The sequence below is a fragment of the Nocardia sp. NPDC004340 genome (genome assembly GCF_053602575.1).
In genome coordinates this window covers 152,350-169,573 of sequence record NZ_JBSGDW010000008.1, presented here as the reverse complement: position 1 = coordinate 169,573, position 17,224 = coordinate 152,350, and the positions used below count along the sequence as shown (strand labels likewise).

Below are 17,224 nucleotides of genomic sequence, written 5' to 3'. Positions count from 1 at the left end.
GCAATGGCTCTAATGTTGCACAACGCAGCACGACTATCTGCTCTACGCGGCTCGAGAAACCGGGTACAGAAGACACTCGCGGAAAACAGCGTACGCGACGGGTGTTGTACCAAGCAAACATGGGTCTCATCGCAAGCCTCGCTAGGGTGTGCCCATGTCCGAAGATCACTCTGCCACCCCCGACGACGCCCGGCACGCCCAGGCCAATGCCCTGCTCGGCACGGTGGGAGTGACACGCGCCAAGGTCGATTCGGAGTCGAGTCAGCGCGCCAGCCGCAAGTGGTGGGACGCCGATGCGGCGGCCTATCACGAGACGCACGCCGACTTCCTCGGCGTGGACTCCCCCGCCGGCGAGTTCGTGTGGTGCCCGGAGGGGTTGCACGAGGGTGACTGGCATCTGCTCGGCGATATAGAGGACAAGCGGATCCTGGAGATCGGCTGCGGCTCGGCCCCCTGCTCGCGCTGGCTCGCCTCGCACGGCGCGCACCCGGTCGGCCTCGATATCTCCCGTTCCATGCTGGATCGCGGTCTGGCCGCCATGGCGGCGGGCGGACCCCGCGTCCCGTTGATCCAGGCGGGCGCGGAGGATTTGCCGTTCGCCGACGAATCGTTCGATCTGGCCTGCTCGGCCTTCGGCGCGGTCCCCTTCGTCGCCGACTCGGCGCGCGTCATGCGCGAGGTCCACCGTGTCCTGCGTCCCGGCGGCCGCTGGGTCTTCTCCGTCAATCACCCGATGCGTTGGATCTTCCCCGACGATCCGGGTCCCGGCGGCCTGCGCGCCACCATTCCCTATTTCGACCGCACGCCCTATGTGGAGCTCGGCCCCGACGGCGAGCCCACCTACGTCGAGCACCACCGCACCATCGGCGACCGCGTTCGGGAGATCGTCGCCGCGGGGCTGATCGTGAAGGACATCATCGAACCCGACTGGCCGGAATGGCTCGACCGCGAATGGGGCCAGTGGAGCCCCCTCCGCGGCGAGATCTTCCCCGGCACAGCCATTTTCGTCACCGAGAAGCCGAGCTGACGGCTTCCGGATCCAGGTGCCGACCGCGGGTCGCGACTACTTCGGTTCGCGGCCCGCTTGTTTCAGAGCCATCCGGAGCGCGTATTCGATCTGGGCGTTGATGCTGCGCAGGTCGTCGGCCGCCCATTTGGCGATGGCGTCGTGGACGGCCGGGTCCAGGCGCAGCAGCACGCGTTTCGGCTCGCGTTTGGCGGCGGACATCAGGCGTAGAGGGTGCCGGCGTTGACCACGGGTGCGGCGGAGCGGTCCCCGCACAGCACGACCAGCAGATTGGACACCATCGCCGCCTTGCGCTCCTCATCCAGATCGACCACGCCCTGTTCCGCGAGCCGGTCCAGCGCCATGCCGACCATACCGACCGCGCCTTCGACGATGCGGCTGCGGGCCGCGACCACCTGGGCGGCCTGCTGGCGGACCAGCATGGCCTGGGCGATCTCCGGCGCGTAGGCGAGGTGGGTGATGCGGGCCTCGATGATCTCGATGCCGGCCAGTTCGGTGCGGGCGCGCAGCTCCGTGGTCAGCTCGCCCGCGACCTCCGCGCCGTCGCGCAGGCTCGAGGTGCTCGCGTCGTCGGTCTGGTACGGGTGGGTGGTGGCCAGGTGCCGGACCGCGGTCTCGGACTGGGTGCGCACGAAGTCCTCGTAGTCGTCGACGGCGAAGGCGGCCTTGTAGCTGTCCACCACCTGGTAGACGACGACCGCGGCGATCTCGACCGGGTTGCCGTCCAGGTCGTTGACCTTCAGCTTCTGGGTCTCGAAGTTGCGGATGCGCAGCGAGATGCCGCGCCGGCTGGACAGCGGGGTCACCCAGTGGAAGCCGGACTCGGCGACCGAGCCGATGTAGCGGCCGAAGAACTGGATCACCTTGGCCTGGTTGGGATTCACCGTGATGAAGCCGCTGGCGGCGAGCACCGCGGCCACGATGGTGACCGCCAGCGCGATGCCGATGACGGTCCGCGCACCTCCTTCGGCGCCGCTGCTCAGCGCGTGCGACTCCAGCACGATTCCGACGACCAGCAAGATGAAGACCCCCAGCATGAGGAACCCGTTCAACCGGAAGGCCCGACGCATCTCCATGACACTCTCCTAGTATCGAAGTGATATCACGACGATAGCGCGGGCAGGCTTGCGCGGCAAGCTCGAAAAGCAGCTCGCCCCGCCGCGCAAAGGTGCGGCGGGGCAAAGGGCTTCGGGTTCAGGCGATCAATTCGGGCGGATATTGCGGTTGTTGCGGAACAGGTTGGCGGGGTCGTACTTCGCCTTGAGCGCGGCCAGCCGGTCGTAGGTGGCGGGGCTGTACCCGGCCCGGGTCTGCGCCTCGTCGGCCTGGTCGCCACTGCCGTAGAGGAAGTTGAGGTTGTGGCCGACGGTCCACGGCCGCAACGTCTTTCGCACCAGCGCCAGCTGGTCGCGCACCGCCCCGACAGTGTCGGGTCGCGGCATGGCCAGCACCCGCGCGATGTACTGCGCGTCGCGGTGGTCCATCGAGATCCCGTGCGGGCCCGGACGGCTCAATGCCCCGCCCAGGTGCCGGAATCCGGCCACCGTGGGCAGCGCGGCCTCGGGTCCGGTCGCCGCCAGGAAAGCGTCGGCGGCGTCGGCGGGCAGGTCCGAGAGCAGCGCGTTGGTGGCGGTGTAGGCGTGCGGGTGATCCGGATCCCGGTAGATGGCATGGCTTTCCGTGTAGGGCATCATCCGCAGGTCGTCGGTCATGCGCTCCCCGACCGCGCGCAGCGGCGCGACGAGACGTTCACCTTCCGCCTCGGTGCCGGTGAAGGCGATATTGATGGTCGCCACGTACCGCCCGCGCAGGTGCGGGGGCAGCTGCGGGATATCGGGGAAGGTCAGCATGGTGATGGCCGAGGTGACGGTCTCGGGCACCTCCCGGGTCCACCGACGCCAGGCCTCCAGCGCCGGGGCGACCAGCGCGGTGTCGAACTGCAACTGGCCGCCGTAGACCCGGGTGACGGGCAGCAGGTCCAGTTCCAGCGCGGTGACCACGCCGAAGTTGCCGCCGGTGCCCAGCACCGCGCCGAACAACTCGTCCGCGGGCGTCAGGCGGCGCAGGCGGCCGTCGGCGGTGACGATCTCGACGGCCCGCACATGCTCTGCGGCATAACCGTATTCACGCGCCAGGATGCCGACCCCGCCGCCGAGAATGTAGCCGACCACGCCGACCGAGAGCGAGGAGCCGTTCAGCGGCGCCAGGCCGTGCGCGGCGGCCGCCTCGATCAGGGCTCCGGCCCGCACGCCCGCCCCGACGCGGGCGGTGCGCGCGTCCGCGTCGACGCGAATGTCGGTGAGGCGGCCGGTGGTGATGAGCACGCCGCCGGCGGCGGCGACCGACAGTCCGTGCCCGGTGGCCTGCACGGCGACCGGAAGTCCGTGCCGCGCCGCGTATTCCACGGCGGCGCGGACGTCCTCGGCGTGGGCCGCGGCCACCACGACGGCGGGCCGGTGGGTGTACGCGGTTTGGAATCCGGCGATCTCGGCGTCGTAGCCGGTGTCGCCCGGCTGGAAGACGGGTCCGGTGGTGGCGGGCAGTTCGGTGATCGCTGTCTTCGTCATGCCTCCCACCCTGCTCGCCCCGGAACAATAACTCCAACAGATAGTTCTTCTCATAGCTAGAATCATTAGTTATGGAACTGCGTCAGCTGCGCTACTTCGTCACGGTCGCCGAGGAGGCGAACTTCACCCGCGCGGCGGCGCGCCTGCATCTGGCCCAGCCCGGCCTCAGCGCGCAGATCCGCCGGCTGGAACGCGAACTGGGACAACCATTGCTGGATCGGACGAGCCGCTCGGTCACGCTCACCCCGGTCGGCGAGGCGGTGCTGCCGATCGCCCGCGCGGCCCTCGAACACGTCGAGCGCATCACCCACACCGTGGACGAATTCACCGGCCTGCTGCGCGGGCACGTGCGGGTCGGCTTGATCTCCGGCGCGGCGGGCGAGGAGATCGACATCGCCCAGGTGTTGTCCGACTTCCACGGCGATCACCCGCAGATCGGCATCTCCCTCACCGAGGACACCTCCGACGCCATGTACGGCGCCCTGCGGCGCGGCGAGCTGGACATCGGCCTGCTCTCCATCTCGGAGGATCTGGACCCGAGCATCGGCACCGAGCTCATCTACGAGAGCACGATCGTGGCGGCGGTGCCGGTGGCGGCCGAGGGCTACGGCGACCGGATCACCCTGACCGAACTGTGCGAGCACCCGCTCATCTGCCTGCCCACCGGCACCGGGCTGCGCGCGCTACTCGAAAACGCCTGCGCCGCGGCCTCTCTGACACCCGATGTGGCCTTCGAGGCCGCCGCACCCCCGCTACTGATCCGGCTGGCCGCCCACAACCTCGGCATTGCCGTCATTCCGCGAATCCCGGCGGACGAGGCCGCCCGCCTCGGTATCCGCACCCTGGAGATCGATCCGGCGATGTGCGGCCGCCTGGTGCTGGCGTGGAGCACCGAACGCCCCCTGAGCCCGGCCACGAAAGTCCTGCTCGGCCAACTCCGTATCGCGCTCGCGACCTGGAAGACGCCGGGTCAGGCGAATACGGCCCGCAGGCCGCGGTCGCGGACGGCCTGAATCCCGACCAGCGCCAGCAGCACGACGCCGGTCACGATGTGTTCGATGGCGTCGCTCCGGTGATTCGGGAAGCTGAACATCAACACGTTGTGCGCGAACAGCGCCCAGATCCCGACCACGAATCCGCCTCCGACAGCGGCGATCACGCAGTACCAGGCGGCCCAGCGCTTACGCAGGGCGGCGAGCAGCGCGGGGGTGAACAGCAGCAGGCCCGCGAGCCCGTGCCAGCCGTTGTAGTCCATGCCGAGAACCGGTGTGGCCGGGGCGTGTTCGCCCATCGCGAAGCTGGGTTCGGCGATCCAGCCCACGATCGCCCACACGATGTGGACGACGCCGACCACGAAGACCGCTCCTTGCAGAAAGCTCCATCGCGCCCGCGCAACCGGACGCTCCCCTGTCGCCGTCATCGCCATGTCGCCGCCTCCCAACGGTGCGACCGAATATCTACTACAAACTGTAGTTGACTTGACGGCTCCGCGTAAGTGCCATCACATAATTACCTAACCATCCCTATTGCTACTCTCAATAGGGATGGTTAGGGTAGTTTTCGTGACCGATCGTCTCTATTCCGTCGAGGAAGTCGCCGAACGCCTCGGCCTGCACGTGCGCACAGTCCGCGGGTACGTGCGGGAAGGAAAGCTGCCCGCCACCCGCATCGGCAAGCAGTACCGCATCACCCGGGCGGATCTGGAAGCCTTCACCGGCCTGCCCGCCCCCGAGGGCGGATCGCCTGCCCCGCAACGGTATTCGGAGGTGTCCAGCATCATCGAGGTCGATGCCGCGGATCCCTCGATCGCCGACCGGGTCAGCACGCTGCTGACCGCGGCGGCGGGCACCCACACCGGTGACGGGCAACCACTGCGGGTGCAGACCTTCTACGACCGCGAACGCGCCCGCCTGAAGGTCATTCTCGTCGGCGGCCTGGGCGATACCGCCCGGCTGCTCGAATACATGGAAGGAGTTCTCGCGTCGTGAACGCGATCTACAAGTCCGAGGCCGGACGGGCCGCCATCCAGGCCCGCTACCAGGAACTGGTGCGCCGCTGGCCGGTCGCGGTGGAGCAGTTGCACATTCCGACCCGGGAGGGCGACACCTTCGTGCTGGCCTCCGGCCCGAAGGACGCGCCGCCGGTGGTCCTGCTGCACGGGTCCGGGGCCAACTCCGCCACCTGGCTCGGCGATATCGCCTCCTGGGCAACCGATTTCCGCGTCTACGCGGTCGACATGGTGGGCGAGCCCGGCGGCAGCGCCGAGTCCCGCCCGGCGCTCGGCTCGGACGCGGTCGCGTCATGGCTCGACGATGTCCTTGCCGGACTGGGCGTTTCCGCCGCGGCCTTCGTCGGCATGTCGCTGGGCGGCTGGACCGCCCTGGATTACGCGGTCCGCCGACCCGACGCCGTCACCAGGCTGGCGCTGCTGTGCCCCGGCGGGATCGGCAAGCAGCGCTTCGGCTGGATCTTCAAGAACCTGCTCGACCACCTGTTCAGCAACCACGACCTGCGCCGCTCGGCCGCCATCGTCACCGGCCTGAACCTCACCGACCACGCCGAGATCCTCGACGACGTGACGCTGACCTTCACCCACTTCAACCCGCGCACCGGCAAACTGCCCCTCTTCACCGACGCGCAGCTGAGCGCCCTCCCGATGCCGGTCCTGGTGATCGTGGGCGAGGACGACGTCATGTTCAAGTCCGCCGACACCGCCCGCCGCGCACAGCAATCCATCCCGAACGCGACCACCCGGGTGCTCCCGGGCGTCGGTCACGCCATCCTCGGTCAGACCACGCCCGTGCTGGAGTTCCTCCGCAAGTGACAGATCAGGGAGCCCTCGCGCCGAGGGCTCTCTGATCTCGTTGTGGGACTACAGGATTCGCGAGAGGAACGCCTTGGTCCGGTCGTGCTGGGGATTGGCGAGCAGCTCACGCGGATCGCCCGCCTCCACCACGACACCGCCGTCCATGAAGGCCAGCTGGTCGGCCACCTCACGGGCGAAACCCATCTCGTGGGTGACGACCACCATGGTCATGCCCGAAGCCGCGAGTTCGCGCATGACGCCGAGCACCTCGCCCACCAGCTCGGGGTCAAGCGCCGAGGTGGGCTCGTCGAAGAGCATCAGCTTGGGGTCCATGGCCAGGGCGCGCGCGATGGCGACACGCTGCTGCTGACCGCCCGACAGCTGGGCGGGGTAGGCATCGGCCTTGTCCGCCATACCAACTCGGGCCAGCAGGTCCCGGGCGCGGGCCACCGCGTCGGCCCGCTTGAGCTTCTTGACCTGGGTCGGCGCCTCGATGATGTTCTCCAGCGCCGTGCGGTGCGGGAACAGGTTGAAGTGCTGGAACACCATGCCGATATCGCGGCGCTGCTTGGCGGCGTCGCGCGGGTGCAGCTCGTAGAGTTTGCCGTTCTTCTCGCGGTAGCCGACCAGATCCCCGTCGACGTACAGCCGTCCGGCATTGACCCGCTCGAGGTGGTTGATGCAGCGCAGGAAGGTGGACTTGCCGGAGCCGGACGGGCCGATCAGGCACAGCACCTCGCCGCGCTTCACCTCGAGGGTGATGCCCTTGAGCACGTTCAGCGCGCCGAAGCTCTTGCACACCCGGTCGGCGCGCACCATCGGCACCGCCGAGGGCGGCAGCGAGCCGTCGATCAGCGGCGTGGATTCCTTGGAGAACGACATCGAATCCTCGGACATGTTCACCTATCCCGTTCCGCCGGCGACCTGCGCCTGGGCCAAGGCGCGCAACTGTTTCGCGGTCAGCTGCCGGGAGGAACCGCGCGAGTAGTACCGCTCCAGGTAGTACTGGCCGATCATGAGCACGCTGGTGACGGCCAGATACCAGGTGGCAGCGACCAGCAGCAGCGGGATCGGCTGGAAGTTCACGCTGTAGATGTCGCGAGCCCGGCCGTAGAGGTCGGTGGTGAGCGGGATGGCCGTCACCAGCGAGGTGGTCTTCAGCATGGAGATGAGCTCGTTGCCGGTCGGCGGGATGATCACCCGCATGGCCTGCGGCAGCACCGTGCGGGTCATGGTCTGCGACCACGACATGCCCAGCGCCACCGACGCCTCGCGCTGCCCCTCGCCCACCGAATTGATTCCGGCGCGGACGATCTCGGCCATGTAGGCGGCCTCGTTGAGACCCAGGCCGATCATGGCGAAGAAGAACGGCGCCGACCAGTGCTGCACATCGAAGTGCGTCAGCGACGGCCCGAACGGCACACCCACGGTGACGGTCTTGTACAGCGACGGGAACAGGCCCCAGAACACCAGCTGCACATAGACCGGCGTCCCGCGGAAGATCCACAGGTACGCCCACGCCACCGAGCGCAGCACCGGGTTCGGCGACAGGCGCATGACCGCCAGCAGCACGCCGAGCACCACGCCGATCAGCATGGCCAGCACGGTCAGTTCCAGAGTCACCAACGCGCCCTGGGCGATTCGCTTGTCACCCAGGTACTTGAAGTAGGTGTTCCAGTGGTAGGCCTCGTTGGTCTTGGCGCCCCAGATGAACAGGGCCAGGGCGATCAGGATGATCGCGGCGGCGATCCACCGGCCCGGCCGTCGCAGCGGAATCGCCTTGATCGGCTCGGGCTCGGAGCTCTCGACCGGCATCGAGAGGTGGTTCTTGTCCTGCGACATAGGAGGTCAGCTGGCCCCGTTGATGACGGACTTGGTGATCGCGCCCTCCTGGACACCCCAGTTCTCGGCGATCTTCTTGTACTGGCCGTTGTCCATCAGGTACTGCACGGCTTCCTGCAGCACCGGCGCCAGCGTGGAGCCCTTCTTGACCGGCCAGCCGTACGGCGCGGAGTCGAAGATCTTGCCCGCGGGCTCGATCTTGTCTCCGGCCTGCTTGATGGCGTACGCGGTCACCGGGGAATCGGCGGACATGGCGTCGACCTGGCCCTGCACCAGCGCGTTGGCGGCGGCGGACTGCTCGTCGTAGGCGACCTTCTGGATCTCCGGCTTACCCGCGGCGACGCACGCCTTGGACTTGGCCGGGATCTCGTCGGTGTCCTGAACGGTGGTGCGCTGCACCGCGACTCGCTTGCCGCAGGCATTGTCGGGGTCGACGGTCTTGCCCTTCTGCTGGGCCCACTGGCTGCCCGCGGAGAAGTAGGTGACGAAGTCGGCGGTGGCCTCGCGCTCCTTGTTGTCGGTGAAGGAGGACATGCCGAGGTTGTAGGTGCCGGCCTCGATGGAGGGGATGATCTTCTCGAAGTCGGCTTCCTTGTAGTCCGCGTTCAGGCCCAGCACCTTGGCGACCGCGTCCATCAGGTCGACGTCGAAGCCGACGATCTTGCCGCTGGACGGATCCCGGTACTCGTTGGGCTGATACGGAACGTTGACGCCGACGGTCAGCTTGCCGGAGGACTTGATGTCGGAGGGGACCTTGCCCGCGATGGTGTCGACCTTGGCCACGTCGACCTTGGCCACCTCGGGACCGCTGGACTCGGAATTACTGGTACAAGCGGTCAGTGCGAGAGCGCCACCGGCGACGACGACAGCGGCTCGCAGGGCACGCCCGCGAAAAGAGTTACGAACAGACACAGCAGTCCTCCACAGTTCGGGTGCGCGACATCCGTGGGTCGCCCGCCGTTTGAAATGTAAGCGAGTGACACCGTCCGCGTCGGCCGGTAACCGAAGATTAATCGGCGACACGCCAGAGCGGGGCCGAACACGCCCGGCCCGGAATGCGCGCTCACCAGCGGTGCAGCCGTGCGCGCACCTGCTCGGTGAATTCGGAGGTAGAGGCTAGCCCACCCAAATCGGACGTTGCAACACCAGCTCGCAACGTGTCAGCAACCGAGCGTTCGATGCGGTCGCCGACCCGGCGCAATGCGCTGTAGCGCTGGGTGCGACCCATCCAGTGCAGCATCGCCGCCGCGGAGTTGAACAGCGCCACCGGATTCGCGCGATTGCGCCCAGCCAGGGTCGGGGCCGCGCCGTGCACCGCCTGCGCCATGATCTGGGTATCGGAGCAGTTCACCGAGGCGGCCATACCGAGCGAACCACTCAATTCGCCCGCCAGATCGGACAGGATGTCGCCGAACAGATTCTCGGTGACGATCACGTCGTAGTCGCGGGCCGCGCGGACCAGATGCGCCGCCGCCGCGTCCACGTGCTCGTCGTCGATCTCCACGTCCGGGTAGTCCGCGGCCACCTCGTAACAGATATCGCGGAACATGCCCATGGTCATGGGCAACACATTGGCCTTGTGCACCACGGTCAGCTTCTTCGAACGCTCCGACGCGATCTCGAACCCCAGCCGCGCGATGCGTTCGATCGCGGCCCGGGTGAACACGCCGACCGACAGCGCGACATCCCGCGACGGCTGGAACTCGCCCGACCCGGCGGCCATATTGCGGTCGGCGTAGAGACCCTCGGTGTTCTCGCGCAGGATCAGCAGATCCATGTCCTGGGCCAGCGCGCGCACCCCTTCGAGGCTGCGGGCCGGGCGGATGTTCGCGTAGAGACCGAAGCGCTTGCGGACCGCGCCCGCGGGCGGCAGGCCGGTGCGGTGTTCGGGGGCGTAGGAGGCGCTGTCGTGCGGGCCCATGATCCAGGCGTCGAGTTCGGCCAGCGCGGCGAGCGTCTGCTCGGGCACCGGGTTGCCGTACTGTTCGATCGCCTCGTGCCCGAGCGGCAGCGGGACCCACTCCACCGGCGGCAGGCCCGTGGTCTCGAAGGCGTCGTCGACCACATGCCGGGTGGCACGGACGATTTCGGGGCCGATACCGTCGCCCTCCAGCAGGCCCAGCCGGATTCGAGTCTCGCTCTCGCTCATGGCAGTCATCCTCGCGCAAACCCTGCCGCCGTCGCGCCCCGGCACACGCTGCCACGCCTGTTTCGAGACCTGGACGAGGATCGCGCGTAAGTTCAGGACACCATGGTGCAATCGGTGGAACTGGTGCTCGACGAGGCGTCCGAGACCGCGGTGCGGCGGCAGTGGGCGGCGCTGAGCGAACTCGGCCTGCACACGCCCGGGCCCTGGTACCGGCCGCACATCACCGTCGCGGTGGCCACCGAGATCTGGCCCCGGCTGGACAAGGTCTTGGCGCAGCAGGACTTCCACCCGTTCCCCGTGCGCCTGGGCGGACTACTGGTCTTCGGATCCCGTGCCGCCGTACTGGTTCGGGCGGTGGTGCCATCCGAACCACTGATCTCCTTGCAGCACAGGCTGTTCCGGGTGGTCGCCGACTGCCCGGGCATCCCCGGCAATGTCCGGCCCGACAACTGGACCCCGCACGTCACCCTCGCCCGCCGGCTGAGACCGGGCCAGTTCGACGCCGCACTGGGCGCGGTGGGCTGGGACAAGGACGTGCGGGCTACCGTGGAGGACATCCGCCGATGGGACGGTGACCGGCGCGCCGAATGGTCGGTGACCCGCCGGTGACCGGCCCACCCGGTAGCGCGGGGAAGATAACCGCAGGGCCCGGTGTTGGACCGGGGACATCGATACGAGAGGAAGCCATGGCCACCCAGACCCTGACCGAACAGAACTTCGACGAGGTAGTCACCGGTAACGACGTGGTTCTCGTCGACTTCTGGGCCTCGTGGTGCGGTCCGTGCCGCAGCTTCGCCCCCACCTTCGAGAAGTCGTCCGAAACCCACCCCGACGTGGTGCACGGCAAGGTCGATACCGAGGATCAGCAGGGACTGGCCGCGGCGGCCAACATCCGCTCCATCCCGACCATCATGGCGTTCCGCGAGGGCGTGCTCGTCTTCGCGCAGCCCGGCGCGCTGCCCCCGGCCGCGCTCGAGGATCTGGTCACCCAGGTGAAGGCTCTCGACATGGACGAGGTGCGCAAGCAGCTCGCCGAGCAGGAGTCCGCCAAGTAGCCGCCTCCCGCCGCAGCGTCAGCGCCGCAACTCCCGAAGGAGTTGCGGCGCTTCGCTTTTCACGGATGAATCAGAAGTGCGAGCCGAGGTGGTTGATGCCCGCGATCATGGCGCGGATGGTCGACTCGGCGGCGTCGTCGGCGAGGGCCGCGCCCCAGCCGCGGCGGCCGTTGAACTCGCACTGCACGAAGGTGGCGGTGCCGTCCGGGGTGCGGCGCTGATGGAAGGCGAGGATCTCCACCGGGTAGCCCTCGTCGTAGAGCGCCGAGGTGAGCGCGGCCACCGGGCTACCGGTCGCCACGACGGTGCGCAGGTGGGAGGCGATTTCCAGGGTGGCCGTACCGGCGCGGTCGCCGATCGGGGTCCAGTCGCTGAGCTTGACCGGGCCCATCGGGTCGCAGTAGCGGTCGTGGAACTCGGCGGGGGTCAGGCCGGTGCATTCGGCCCGCAAGGTCGCGGGAGCGGCGGCGATGAACATGGCGGTATCCAGGGTGATGGTCATTGAACTAGGTCTTCCCGACTTCTTCCGAAGAATTGACAGAGGGGACCAGCAAAAGAAAGTTCTATCGGCCGCAGCGAGGGGCCGGTCCGAATCAGACCCCGCTACGGCGGAGAACTACGAGTACGCGATCGCCGGCCACATTCGCGGTAAGCGAAATAAGCGCTGCGCGGTCGCGGTCTGCGACGTCGAGCGCTGCGCTGCGGCTGTTGGCGGGATTCGGCACGGGGTCGAGCATAGGGGGGAGCTCACGTAATGGCAACCATATTCGTGAGGGACCCACGGGTAACTTCGTCGCAGGTCACCGCCGATGCGACGGGCGCCACACGACCCCCGGCGCGGCCGCGAGCAAACACTGTGGGCCCGGCAAACATCCGATTCGTGAACATCCCCAGGTCGACGCAATTCCGGCAACCCGTACAGCGGGTTGCGGGCGGGTGCCGGTGCGCGCGGAGAGGGCGTCCGAGACACAAACCGCCCGCACCGAAACCCGGTGCGGGCGGTCCGCGTGTCGCACGACTCGCGAGTGCGTGTCGAGTTCCCTAGTGCGCGGCCGAATCCCAGCTGTGGCCCACGCCCACCGACACCTCCAGCGGCACCGACAGCTCGATGGCATTGGACATGTGCTCGCGCGCAAGCGATTCCAACCGCTCCCGCTCCCCCGCGGCGACCTCGAAGACGAGTTCATCGTGGATCTGCAGCAACATGCGGGATTTCAGGCCCGCCTCCCGGATCGCCTTCTGGGTGTCGATCATGGCGACCTTGATGATGTCGGCCGCGGTGCCCTGGATGGGGGCGTTGAGGGCCATGCGCTCGGCGGCCTCGCGGCGCTGCCGGTTGCTGGAATCCAGGTCCGGCAGGTAGCGGCGGCGGCCGAACAGGGTCTCGGTGTAGCCGACCTTGCGGGCCTGATCGACCGCGTCGTGCAGGTAGTCGCGGATGGCGCCGAAGCGGTTGAAGTAGATGTCCATCTGGACCTTGGCCTCGTCGGCGCTGATCTTCAACTGCTGGGACAGGCCGTACGCGGACAGACCGTAGGCCAGGCCGTAGGACATGGCCTTGATGCGGCGGCGCAGCTCCGGCTCCACCTCGGCGATCGGGATGTCGAAGGCCTTGGAGGCGACGAAGTTGTGCAGGTCCTCGCCCGAGTTGAAGGCCTCGATGAGGCCTTCGTCCTTGGACAGGTGGGCCATGATCCGCATTTCGATCTGGCTGTAGTCGGCCGTCATCAGCGACTCGTAGCCGGGGCCGACGACGAAGGTGTCGCGGATGCGGCGGCCCATGTCGGTGCGGATCGGGATGTTCTGCAGGTTCGGCTCGGTCGAGGACAGGCGGCCGGTGGCGGCGACCGTCTGGTTGAAGGTGGTGTGGATGCGGCCGTCGTCGGCGACCGACTTGAGCAGGCCGTCGACCGTCACCTTGAGGCGGGTGGCGTCGCGGTGCTCGAGCAGGTGCTGCAGGAACGGGTGCTGGGTCTTCTCGTAGAGGCCCTCGAGCGCGTCGGCGTCGGTGGTGTAGCCGGTCTTGGTGCGCTTGGTCTTCGGCATGTCGAGCTCGTCGAACAGGACCACCTGCAGCTGCTTGGGCGAGCCCAGGTTGATCTGCTTGCCGATGACGCCGTAGGCGGCCTCGGCGGCCTCGGCGACGCGGTCGGCGAACTCGCGCTGCAACTGCTCGAGCTGGGCGGAGTCGACCGCGACGCCCGCGGCCTCCAGGTCGGCCAGCACGCTCAGCAGCGGGAGCTCCATATCGCGCAGCAGCGCGGTGGACTCGATGCGCTCGAGTTCGGCGTCGAAGGCGTCGGCGAGGTCGTAAACCGCTCGGGCGCGCAGCATCTGGGCATTGGCGGCCTCGGCGTCCACCTCGTCCTCGTCGTCGAGCAGCGACAGCTGGGTCTCCCCGGCATTGTCGACGCGCAGCTCCCGGCTCAGGTAGCGCAGCGACAGGTCCTCCAGGTTGAAGGTGCGCTGGCCCGGCAGGATCAGGTAGGCGGCCAGCGCGGTATCGCTGGTGAGCCCGGCCAGCCGCCAGCCGCGCCCGCGCAGGGCGTGCATGGCGGTCTTGGCCTCGTGCAGCGCCTTCGGCGTCGCCGGGTCGGCCAGCCAGTCGCCGAGCGCCTTCTCGTCCTCGGGGGTGAGGGTGTGCACGTCGATGTAGGCGCCCTCGCCGTCGGCGGCGGCCAGGGCGATGGCCTGGGTGTCGCCGTGCGTCGGCAAGCCGTTGCCGACCACGGAAACCCCGTGCCGCACACCGGTTCCGGCGTGCTCGGCCAGCCAGGCGGCGACGGTGCCGGCGGCCAGCGCGCTGCCGCTGATCTCGAAGCCGGACTCGGCCTCGGGCTCGACCGGGGCCAGGGTGTCGAACAGGCGGTCGCGCAGCACCCGGAATTCCAGCTCGTCGAACAGCCGGTGGATCTTGTCCCGATCCCACGGCTGCACGGCCAGCTGGTCGGGCGTGTAGGGCAGCGGCACCGTCTTCACCATCTCGGTGAGCTGCCGGTTGAGCACCACGCTGGACAGGTTGGCGCGCAACGCGTCTCCGACCTTGCCCTTCACCTTGTCCACCTGGTCGACCAGGGTGGCCAGGTCCCCGTACTCGCGGATCCACTTGGTGGCGGTCTTCTCCCCCACGCCCGGAATGCCCGGCAGGTTGTCACTCGGGTCGCCACGCAGCGCCGCGAAGTCCGGATACTGCGCGGGGGTGAGCCCGTACTTCTCCTCGACCGCGGCCGGGGTGAACCGGGTGAGCTCGGAGACGCCCTTCTTCGGGTAGAGCACGGTGACGTTGTCCTCGACCAGCTGCAGCGAGTCACGGTCACCGGTCACGATCAGCACCCGGAACCCCTGGGCGACGGCCTGCGTGGTGAGCGTGGCGATCAGATCGTCCGCCTCGTACCCCTCGATGGCCATGACCGGAATCCCCAGCGCGCCCAGCACTTCCTGGGTGGTGTCCACCTGCCCCTTGAACTCGTCCGGGGTGGTCGCCCGATTCGCCTTGTACTCCGGGAACGCCTCGGTCCGGAACGTCTTGCGGCTCACGTCGAACGCCGCCGCCACATGCGTCGGCTTCTCGTCCCGCAGCAGGTTGATCAGCATCGCCGTGAATCCGTACACGGCATTGGTGGTCTGCCCGCTCTGCGTCTTGAAGTTCTCCGCGGGCAGCGCGTAGAACGCGCGATAAGCCAGCGAATGCCCATCCAGCAACAGCAGGGTCGGCTGCTCCCCGGGCACGGCTTCGGACGCAACAACAGGACGCTGATCAGTAGAGGCAGGGGTCACCCGCAAGAGTCTAGGTACCGCCCCCGACATCCGTGGGCAGCGGGCGTACTCGGCCCGTCGCCCCAGGTCAGCGAAACCGATTTCATCCTCGACCCGCTACCTGGTAGCGTTGCCCCCGCCAAGGGGTGTAGCTCAATTGGCAGAGCAGCCGTCTCCAAAGCGGCAGGTTGCAGGTTCGATTCCTGTCGCCCCTGCTTGAAGGTTCGGGCCGGTCACCGGAAGGTGACCGGCCCGAATGCTTTTCGGGGTGGGTGGGGCCGGCCGCCGCCGGTCAGCCGACGCCGAGGTAGGCGGACTTGACGGCGGGGTCGGTGAGCAGGGCTCGGCCGCCGCCGGTCTTGGTCACCTCGCCGGTTTCCAGGATGTAGGCGCGGTCGCTGCGGGTCAGGGCCTGCTGGGCGTTCTGTTCGACCAGCAGGACCGTGGTGCCCTGGGCGTTGATGTCGGCGATGATCCGGAAGATCTGCTGGATCACCATGGGGGCCAGGCCCATCGACGGCTCGTCGAGCAGCAGCAGCTGCGGGCGGGCCATGAGGGCGCGGCCGATGGCCAGCATCTGCTGCTCGCCGCCGGAGAGGGTGCCGCCCACCTGGCGGCGGCGCTCCAGCAGGCGCGGGAACAGCTCGAAGACCCAGTCCAGGGTTTTCGCGTAGTCCGCCTTCGACGCGAACGGCCTTGCGTGGCAACCCATGTCGAGGTTCTCCTGGACCGTCATGCCCGGGAAGACGCCACGGCCCTCGGGGGCCTGGATCAGGCCCGCCACCACGCGTTCGTGGGCCTTCATGCGGGTGATGTCGCGGCCCTGGAACATGATGCGGCCGCGGGTCAGCGGCAGCAGGCCCGACAGGGCGCGCATGGTGGTGGTCTTGCCCGCGCCGTTCGCACCCAGCAGGGTGACCAGCTCGCCCTGCCCGACCTCCAGCGAGATGCCGTGCAGCGCTTGGATTCTGCCGTAGTTCACGACCATGTCCTCGACCGTCAGCAGCGGCTCGCCGGTCGAGGCGGTGGGCGCGACGGAACCGGGCGCCTGCTTGGTGAGATCCGGAACCGGTTCGGCGGCAATGCTTCGCGCCTCGGCCGCGTCCTCGGCCGACTCGGCGTCGGCCTCGTCGGGCACGCCCAGGTAGGCGTTGATCACCGCGGGATCCTGGCGGATCTGCTCCGGCAACCCGTCGGCGATCTTGCGGCCGAATTCCAGCACCACGATGCGGTCGGTCACGCCCATGACCAGTCGCATGTCGTGCTCGATGAGCAGCACCGTGTAGCCGTCGTCGCGGATCTTGCGGATCAGATCCATGAGCGCGGACTTCTCGCTCGGATTGAACCCGGCGGCGGGCTCGTCCAGGCACAGCAGTTTCGGCTCGGTCGCCAGCGCGCGGGCGATCTCCAGGCGGCGCTGATCGCCGTAGGAGAGGTTGCGCGCCTTCTCGACCGCGTGCGGCGCGATGCCGACGTACTCCAGCAACGCCATGCCCCGCTCGAGCGAGTCCTTCTCCTCCTCGCGGTGCCGCGGGGTGCGGAAGAGCGCGCCCGGGACCGAGGTCTTGTGCCGGGCGTCCGCGCCGACGACCACGTTCTCCAGCGCGGTCATCTCCCCGAAGAGCCGGATGTTCTGGAAGGTGCGCGCGATGCCCAACCGGGTGATCTCGTTGCGCTTGGTCTTGGTCAGCGGCTTGCCGTCGAAGTAGACCGTGCCGTCCGACGGGCGGTACACCCCGGAGATGGCGTTGAAGCAGGTCGTCTTGCCCGCGCCATTGGGCCCGATGAGTCCGAGGATCTCGCCGCGGCGGATCTCGAAGCTCACATTGTCGAGCGCGGTGAGACCGCCGAACCGCATGGTCAGCCCGTCGGTGCGCAGCAGCGGCGCGCCGACCGCGGTCTCGATGTCCCGGTGCGGCGCAACGACTTCCGCGACCACCTCGGGGTCCTTGTAGACGGGCAGCACCTCGGTCACGTCGAGCATGCCGGCGCTGGGCTCCACCTCGGGCCGCGCGTACCCGG

Annotated in this window: 17 protein-coding genes, 1 tRNA gene and 1 pseudogene; 7 read left to right on the top strand and 12 right to left on the bottom strand. The window is 68.4% G+C overall.

Going from position 1 to position 17,224, the window contains the following annotated elements; all coding sequences use genetic code 11:
* Positions 1-154 precede the first annotated feature (154 nt).
* Positions 155-1,027, top strand: a complete 873-nt coding sequence (locus tag ACWEOI_RS27925) for a methyltransferase domain-containing protein (RefSeq protein WP_433666676.1) — start codon at positions 155-157, stop codon at positions 1,025-1,027.
* 36 nt (positions 1,028-1,063) lie between these two features.
* Here ACWEOI_RS27925 and ACWEOI_RS27920 read toward each other — a convergent pair whose 3' ends face one another.
* From ACWEOI_RS27920 to ACWEOI_RS27910, 3 genes are all read right to left on the bottom strand, one after another.
* A complete protein-coding gene (locus ACWEOI_RS27920) occupies positions 1,064-1,228 on the bottom strand; it encodes a hypothetical protein (protein ID WP_433666677.1) in 165 nt (54 codons plus the stop codon).
* Positions 1,228-2,103, bottom strand: a complete 876-nt coding sequence (locus ACWEOI_RS27915) for an SPFH domain-containing protein (protein WP_433666678.1) — start codon at positions 2,101-2,103, stop codon at positions 1,228-1,230. Before ACWEOI_RS27915 ends, ACWEOI_RS27920 begins: the two co-directional genes overlap by 1 nt.
* A 126-nt stretch (positions 2,104-2,229) precedes the next feature.
* Positions 2,230-3,594: an FAD-binding oxidoreductase gene (locus ACWEOI_RS27910; RefSeq protein ID WP_452361502.1), complete on the bottom strand. Its 1,365-nt coding sequence runs from the start codon at positions 3,592-3,594 to the stop codon at positions 2,230-2,232.
* Between the two features lie 71 nt (positions 3,595-3,665).
* On the opposite strand from ACWEOI_RS27910, the gene ACWEOI_RS27905 reads away from it, so the two are divergent.
* Positions 3,666-4,607 carry a LysR family transcriptional regulator gene (locus tag ACWEOI_RS27905; protein WP_452361501.1) on the top strand — a complete coding sequence of 314 codons (942 nt, stop codon included), beginning with the start codon at positions 3,666-3,668 and terminating at the stop codon, positions 4,605-4,607.
* Here ACWEOI_RS27905 and ACWEOI_RS27900 read toward each other — a convergent pair.
* On the bottom strand, positions 4,565-4,948 hold the full coding sequence (locus tag ACWEOI_RS27900) for a DUF4383 domain-containing protein (protein WP_452361500.1): 384 nt from the start codon (positions 4,946-4,948) through the stop codon (positions 4,565-4,567). The two genes, ACWEOI_RS27905 and ACWEOI_RS27900, sit on opposite strands and share 43 nt — an antisense overlap.
* 208 nt (positions 4,949-5,156) lie before the next feature.
* Between ACWEOI_RS27900 and ACWEOI_RS27895 the strand changes: the two genes are divergently transcribed.
* Positions 5,157-5,582: a helix-turn-helix domain-containing protein gene (locus ACWEOI_RS27895; protein WP_452361499.1), complete on the top strand. Its 426-nt coding sequence runs from the start codon at positions 5,157-5,159 to the stop codon at positions 5,580-5,582.
* Entirely contained in the window at positions 5,579-6,418 is an 840-nt protein-coding gene (locus tag ACWEOI_RS27890) for an alpha/beta fold hydrolase (RefSeq protein ID WP_452361498.1), read from the top strand. Before ACWEOI_RS27895 ends, ACWEOI_RS27890 begins: the two co-directional genes overlap by 4 nt.
* A gap of 48 nt (positions 6,419-6,466) precedes the next feature.
* Here the strand turns inward: ACWEOI_RS27890 and ACWEOI_RS27885 are convergent, their stop codons facing one another.
* The 4 genes from ACWEOI_RS27885 to ACWEOI_RS27870 all read right to left on the bottom strand — a co-directional run bounded on the left by ACWEOI_RS27885 (position 6,467) and on the right by ACWEOI_RS27870 (position 10,391).
* Entirely contained in the window at positions 6,467-7,219 is a 753-nt protein-coding gene (locus tag ACWEOI_RS27885; protein ID WP_379279564.1) for an amino acid ABC transporter ATP-binding protein, read from the bottom strand.
* Positions 7,220-7,303: 84 nt separating this feature from the next.
* Entirely contained in the window at positions 7,304-8,242 is a 939-nt protein-coding gene (locus ACWEOI_RS27880; protein WP_433666684.1) for an ABC transporter permease subunit, read from the bottom strand.
* A gap of 6 nt (positions 8,243-8,248) precedes the next feature.
* A complete protein-coding gene (locus ACWEOI_RS27875; RefSeq protein WP_433666685.1) occupies positions 8,249-9,154 on the bottom strand; it encodes an ABC transporter substrate-binding protein in 906 nt (301 codons plus the stop codon).
* A gap of 151 nt (positions 9,155-9,305) precedes the next feature.
* Entirely contained in the window at positions 9,306-10,391 is a 1,086-nt protein-coding gene (locus ACWEOI_RS27870) for an isocitrate/isopropylmalate dehydrogenase family protein (RefSeq protein ID WP_452361497.1), read from the bottom strand.
* Positions 10,392-10,493: 102 nt separating this feature from the next.
* On the opposite strand from ACWEOI_RS27870, the gene ACWEOI_RS27865 reads away from it, so the two are divergent.
* Both ACWEOI_RS27865 and trxA read left to right on the top strand, forming a co-directional pair.
* A complete protein-coding gene (locus ACWEOI_RS27865) occupies positions 10,494-11,000 on the top strand; it encodes a 2'-5' RNA ligase family protein (protein ID WP_433666687.1) in 507 nt (168 codons plus the stop codon).
* A 77-nt stretch (positions 11,001-11,077) separates the two neighbouring features.
* Positions 11,078-11,446, top strand: coding sequence for a thioredoxin (trxA, locus tag ACWEOI_RS27860; RefSeq protein ID WP_357097888.1), 369 nt, complete (start codon positions 11,078-11,080; stop codon positions 11,444-11,446).
* Positions 11,447-11,516: 70 nt separating this feature from the next.
* Here the strand turns inward: trxA and ACWEOI_RS27855 are convergent, their stop codons facing one another.
* Together ACWEOI_RS27855 and polA are read right to left on the bottom strand one after the other, a co-directional pair.
* Positions 11,517-11,948: a 2-keto-3-deoxygluconate kinase gene (locus ACWEOI_RS27855; RefSeq protein WP_433666689.1), complete on the bottom strand. Its 432-nt coding sequence runs from the start codon at positions 11,946-11,948 to the stop codon at positions 11,517-11,519.
* A gap of 539 nt (positions 11,949-12,487) precedes the next feature.
* Positions 12,488-15,223 (bottom strand): DNA polymerase I, encoded by a 2,736-nt coding sequence (polA, locus tag ACWEOI_RS27850; protein WP_452361496.1) that lies wholly within the window; start codon positions 15,221-15,223, stop codon positions 12,488-12,490.
* Positions 15,224-15,344: 121 nt separating this feature from the next.
* Between polA and ACWEOI_RS27845 the strand changes: the two genes are divergently transcribed.
* Positions 15,345-15,417 (top strand) — tRNA-Trp (locus tag ACWEOI_RS27845).
* 77 nt (positions 15,418-15,494) lie between these two features.
* Here ACWEOI_RS27845 and ACWEOI_RS27840 read toward each other — a convergent pair.
* Entirely contained in the window at positions 15,495-16,190 is a 696-nt protein-coding gene (locus tag ACWEOI_RS27840) for an ABC transporter ATP-binding protein (protein ID WP_379278071.1), read from the bottom strand.
* Between the two features lie 138 nt (positions 16,191-16,328).
* Positions 16,329-17,186: pseudogene (locus ACWEOI_RS27835) on the bottom strand (ABC transporter ATP-binding protein); the annotation flags it as partial.
* Positions 17,187-17,224 lie beyond the last annotated feature (38 nt).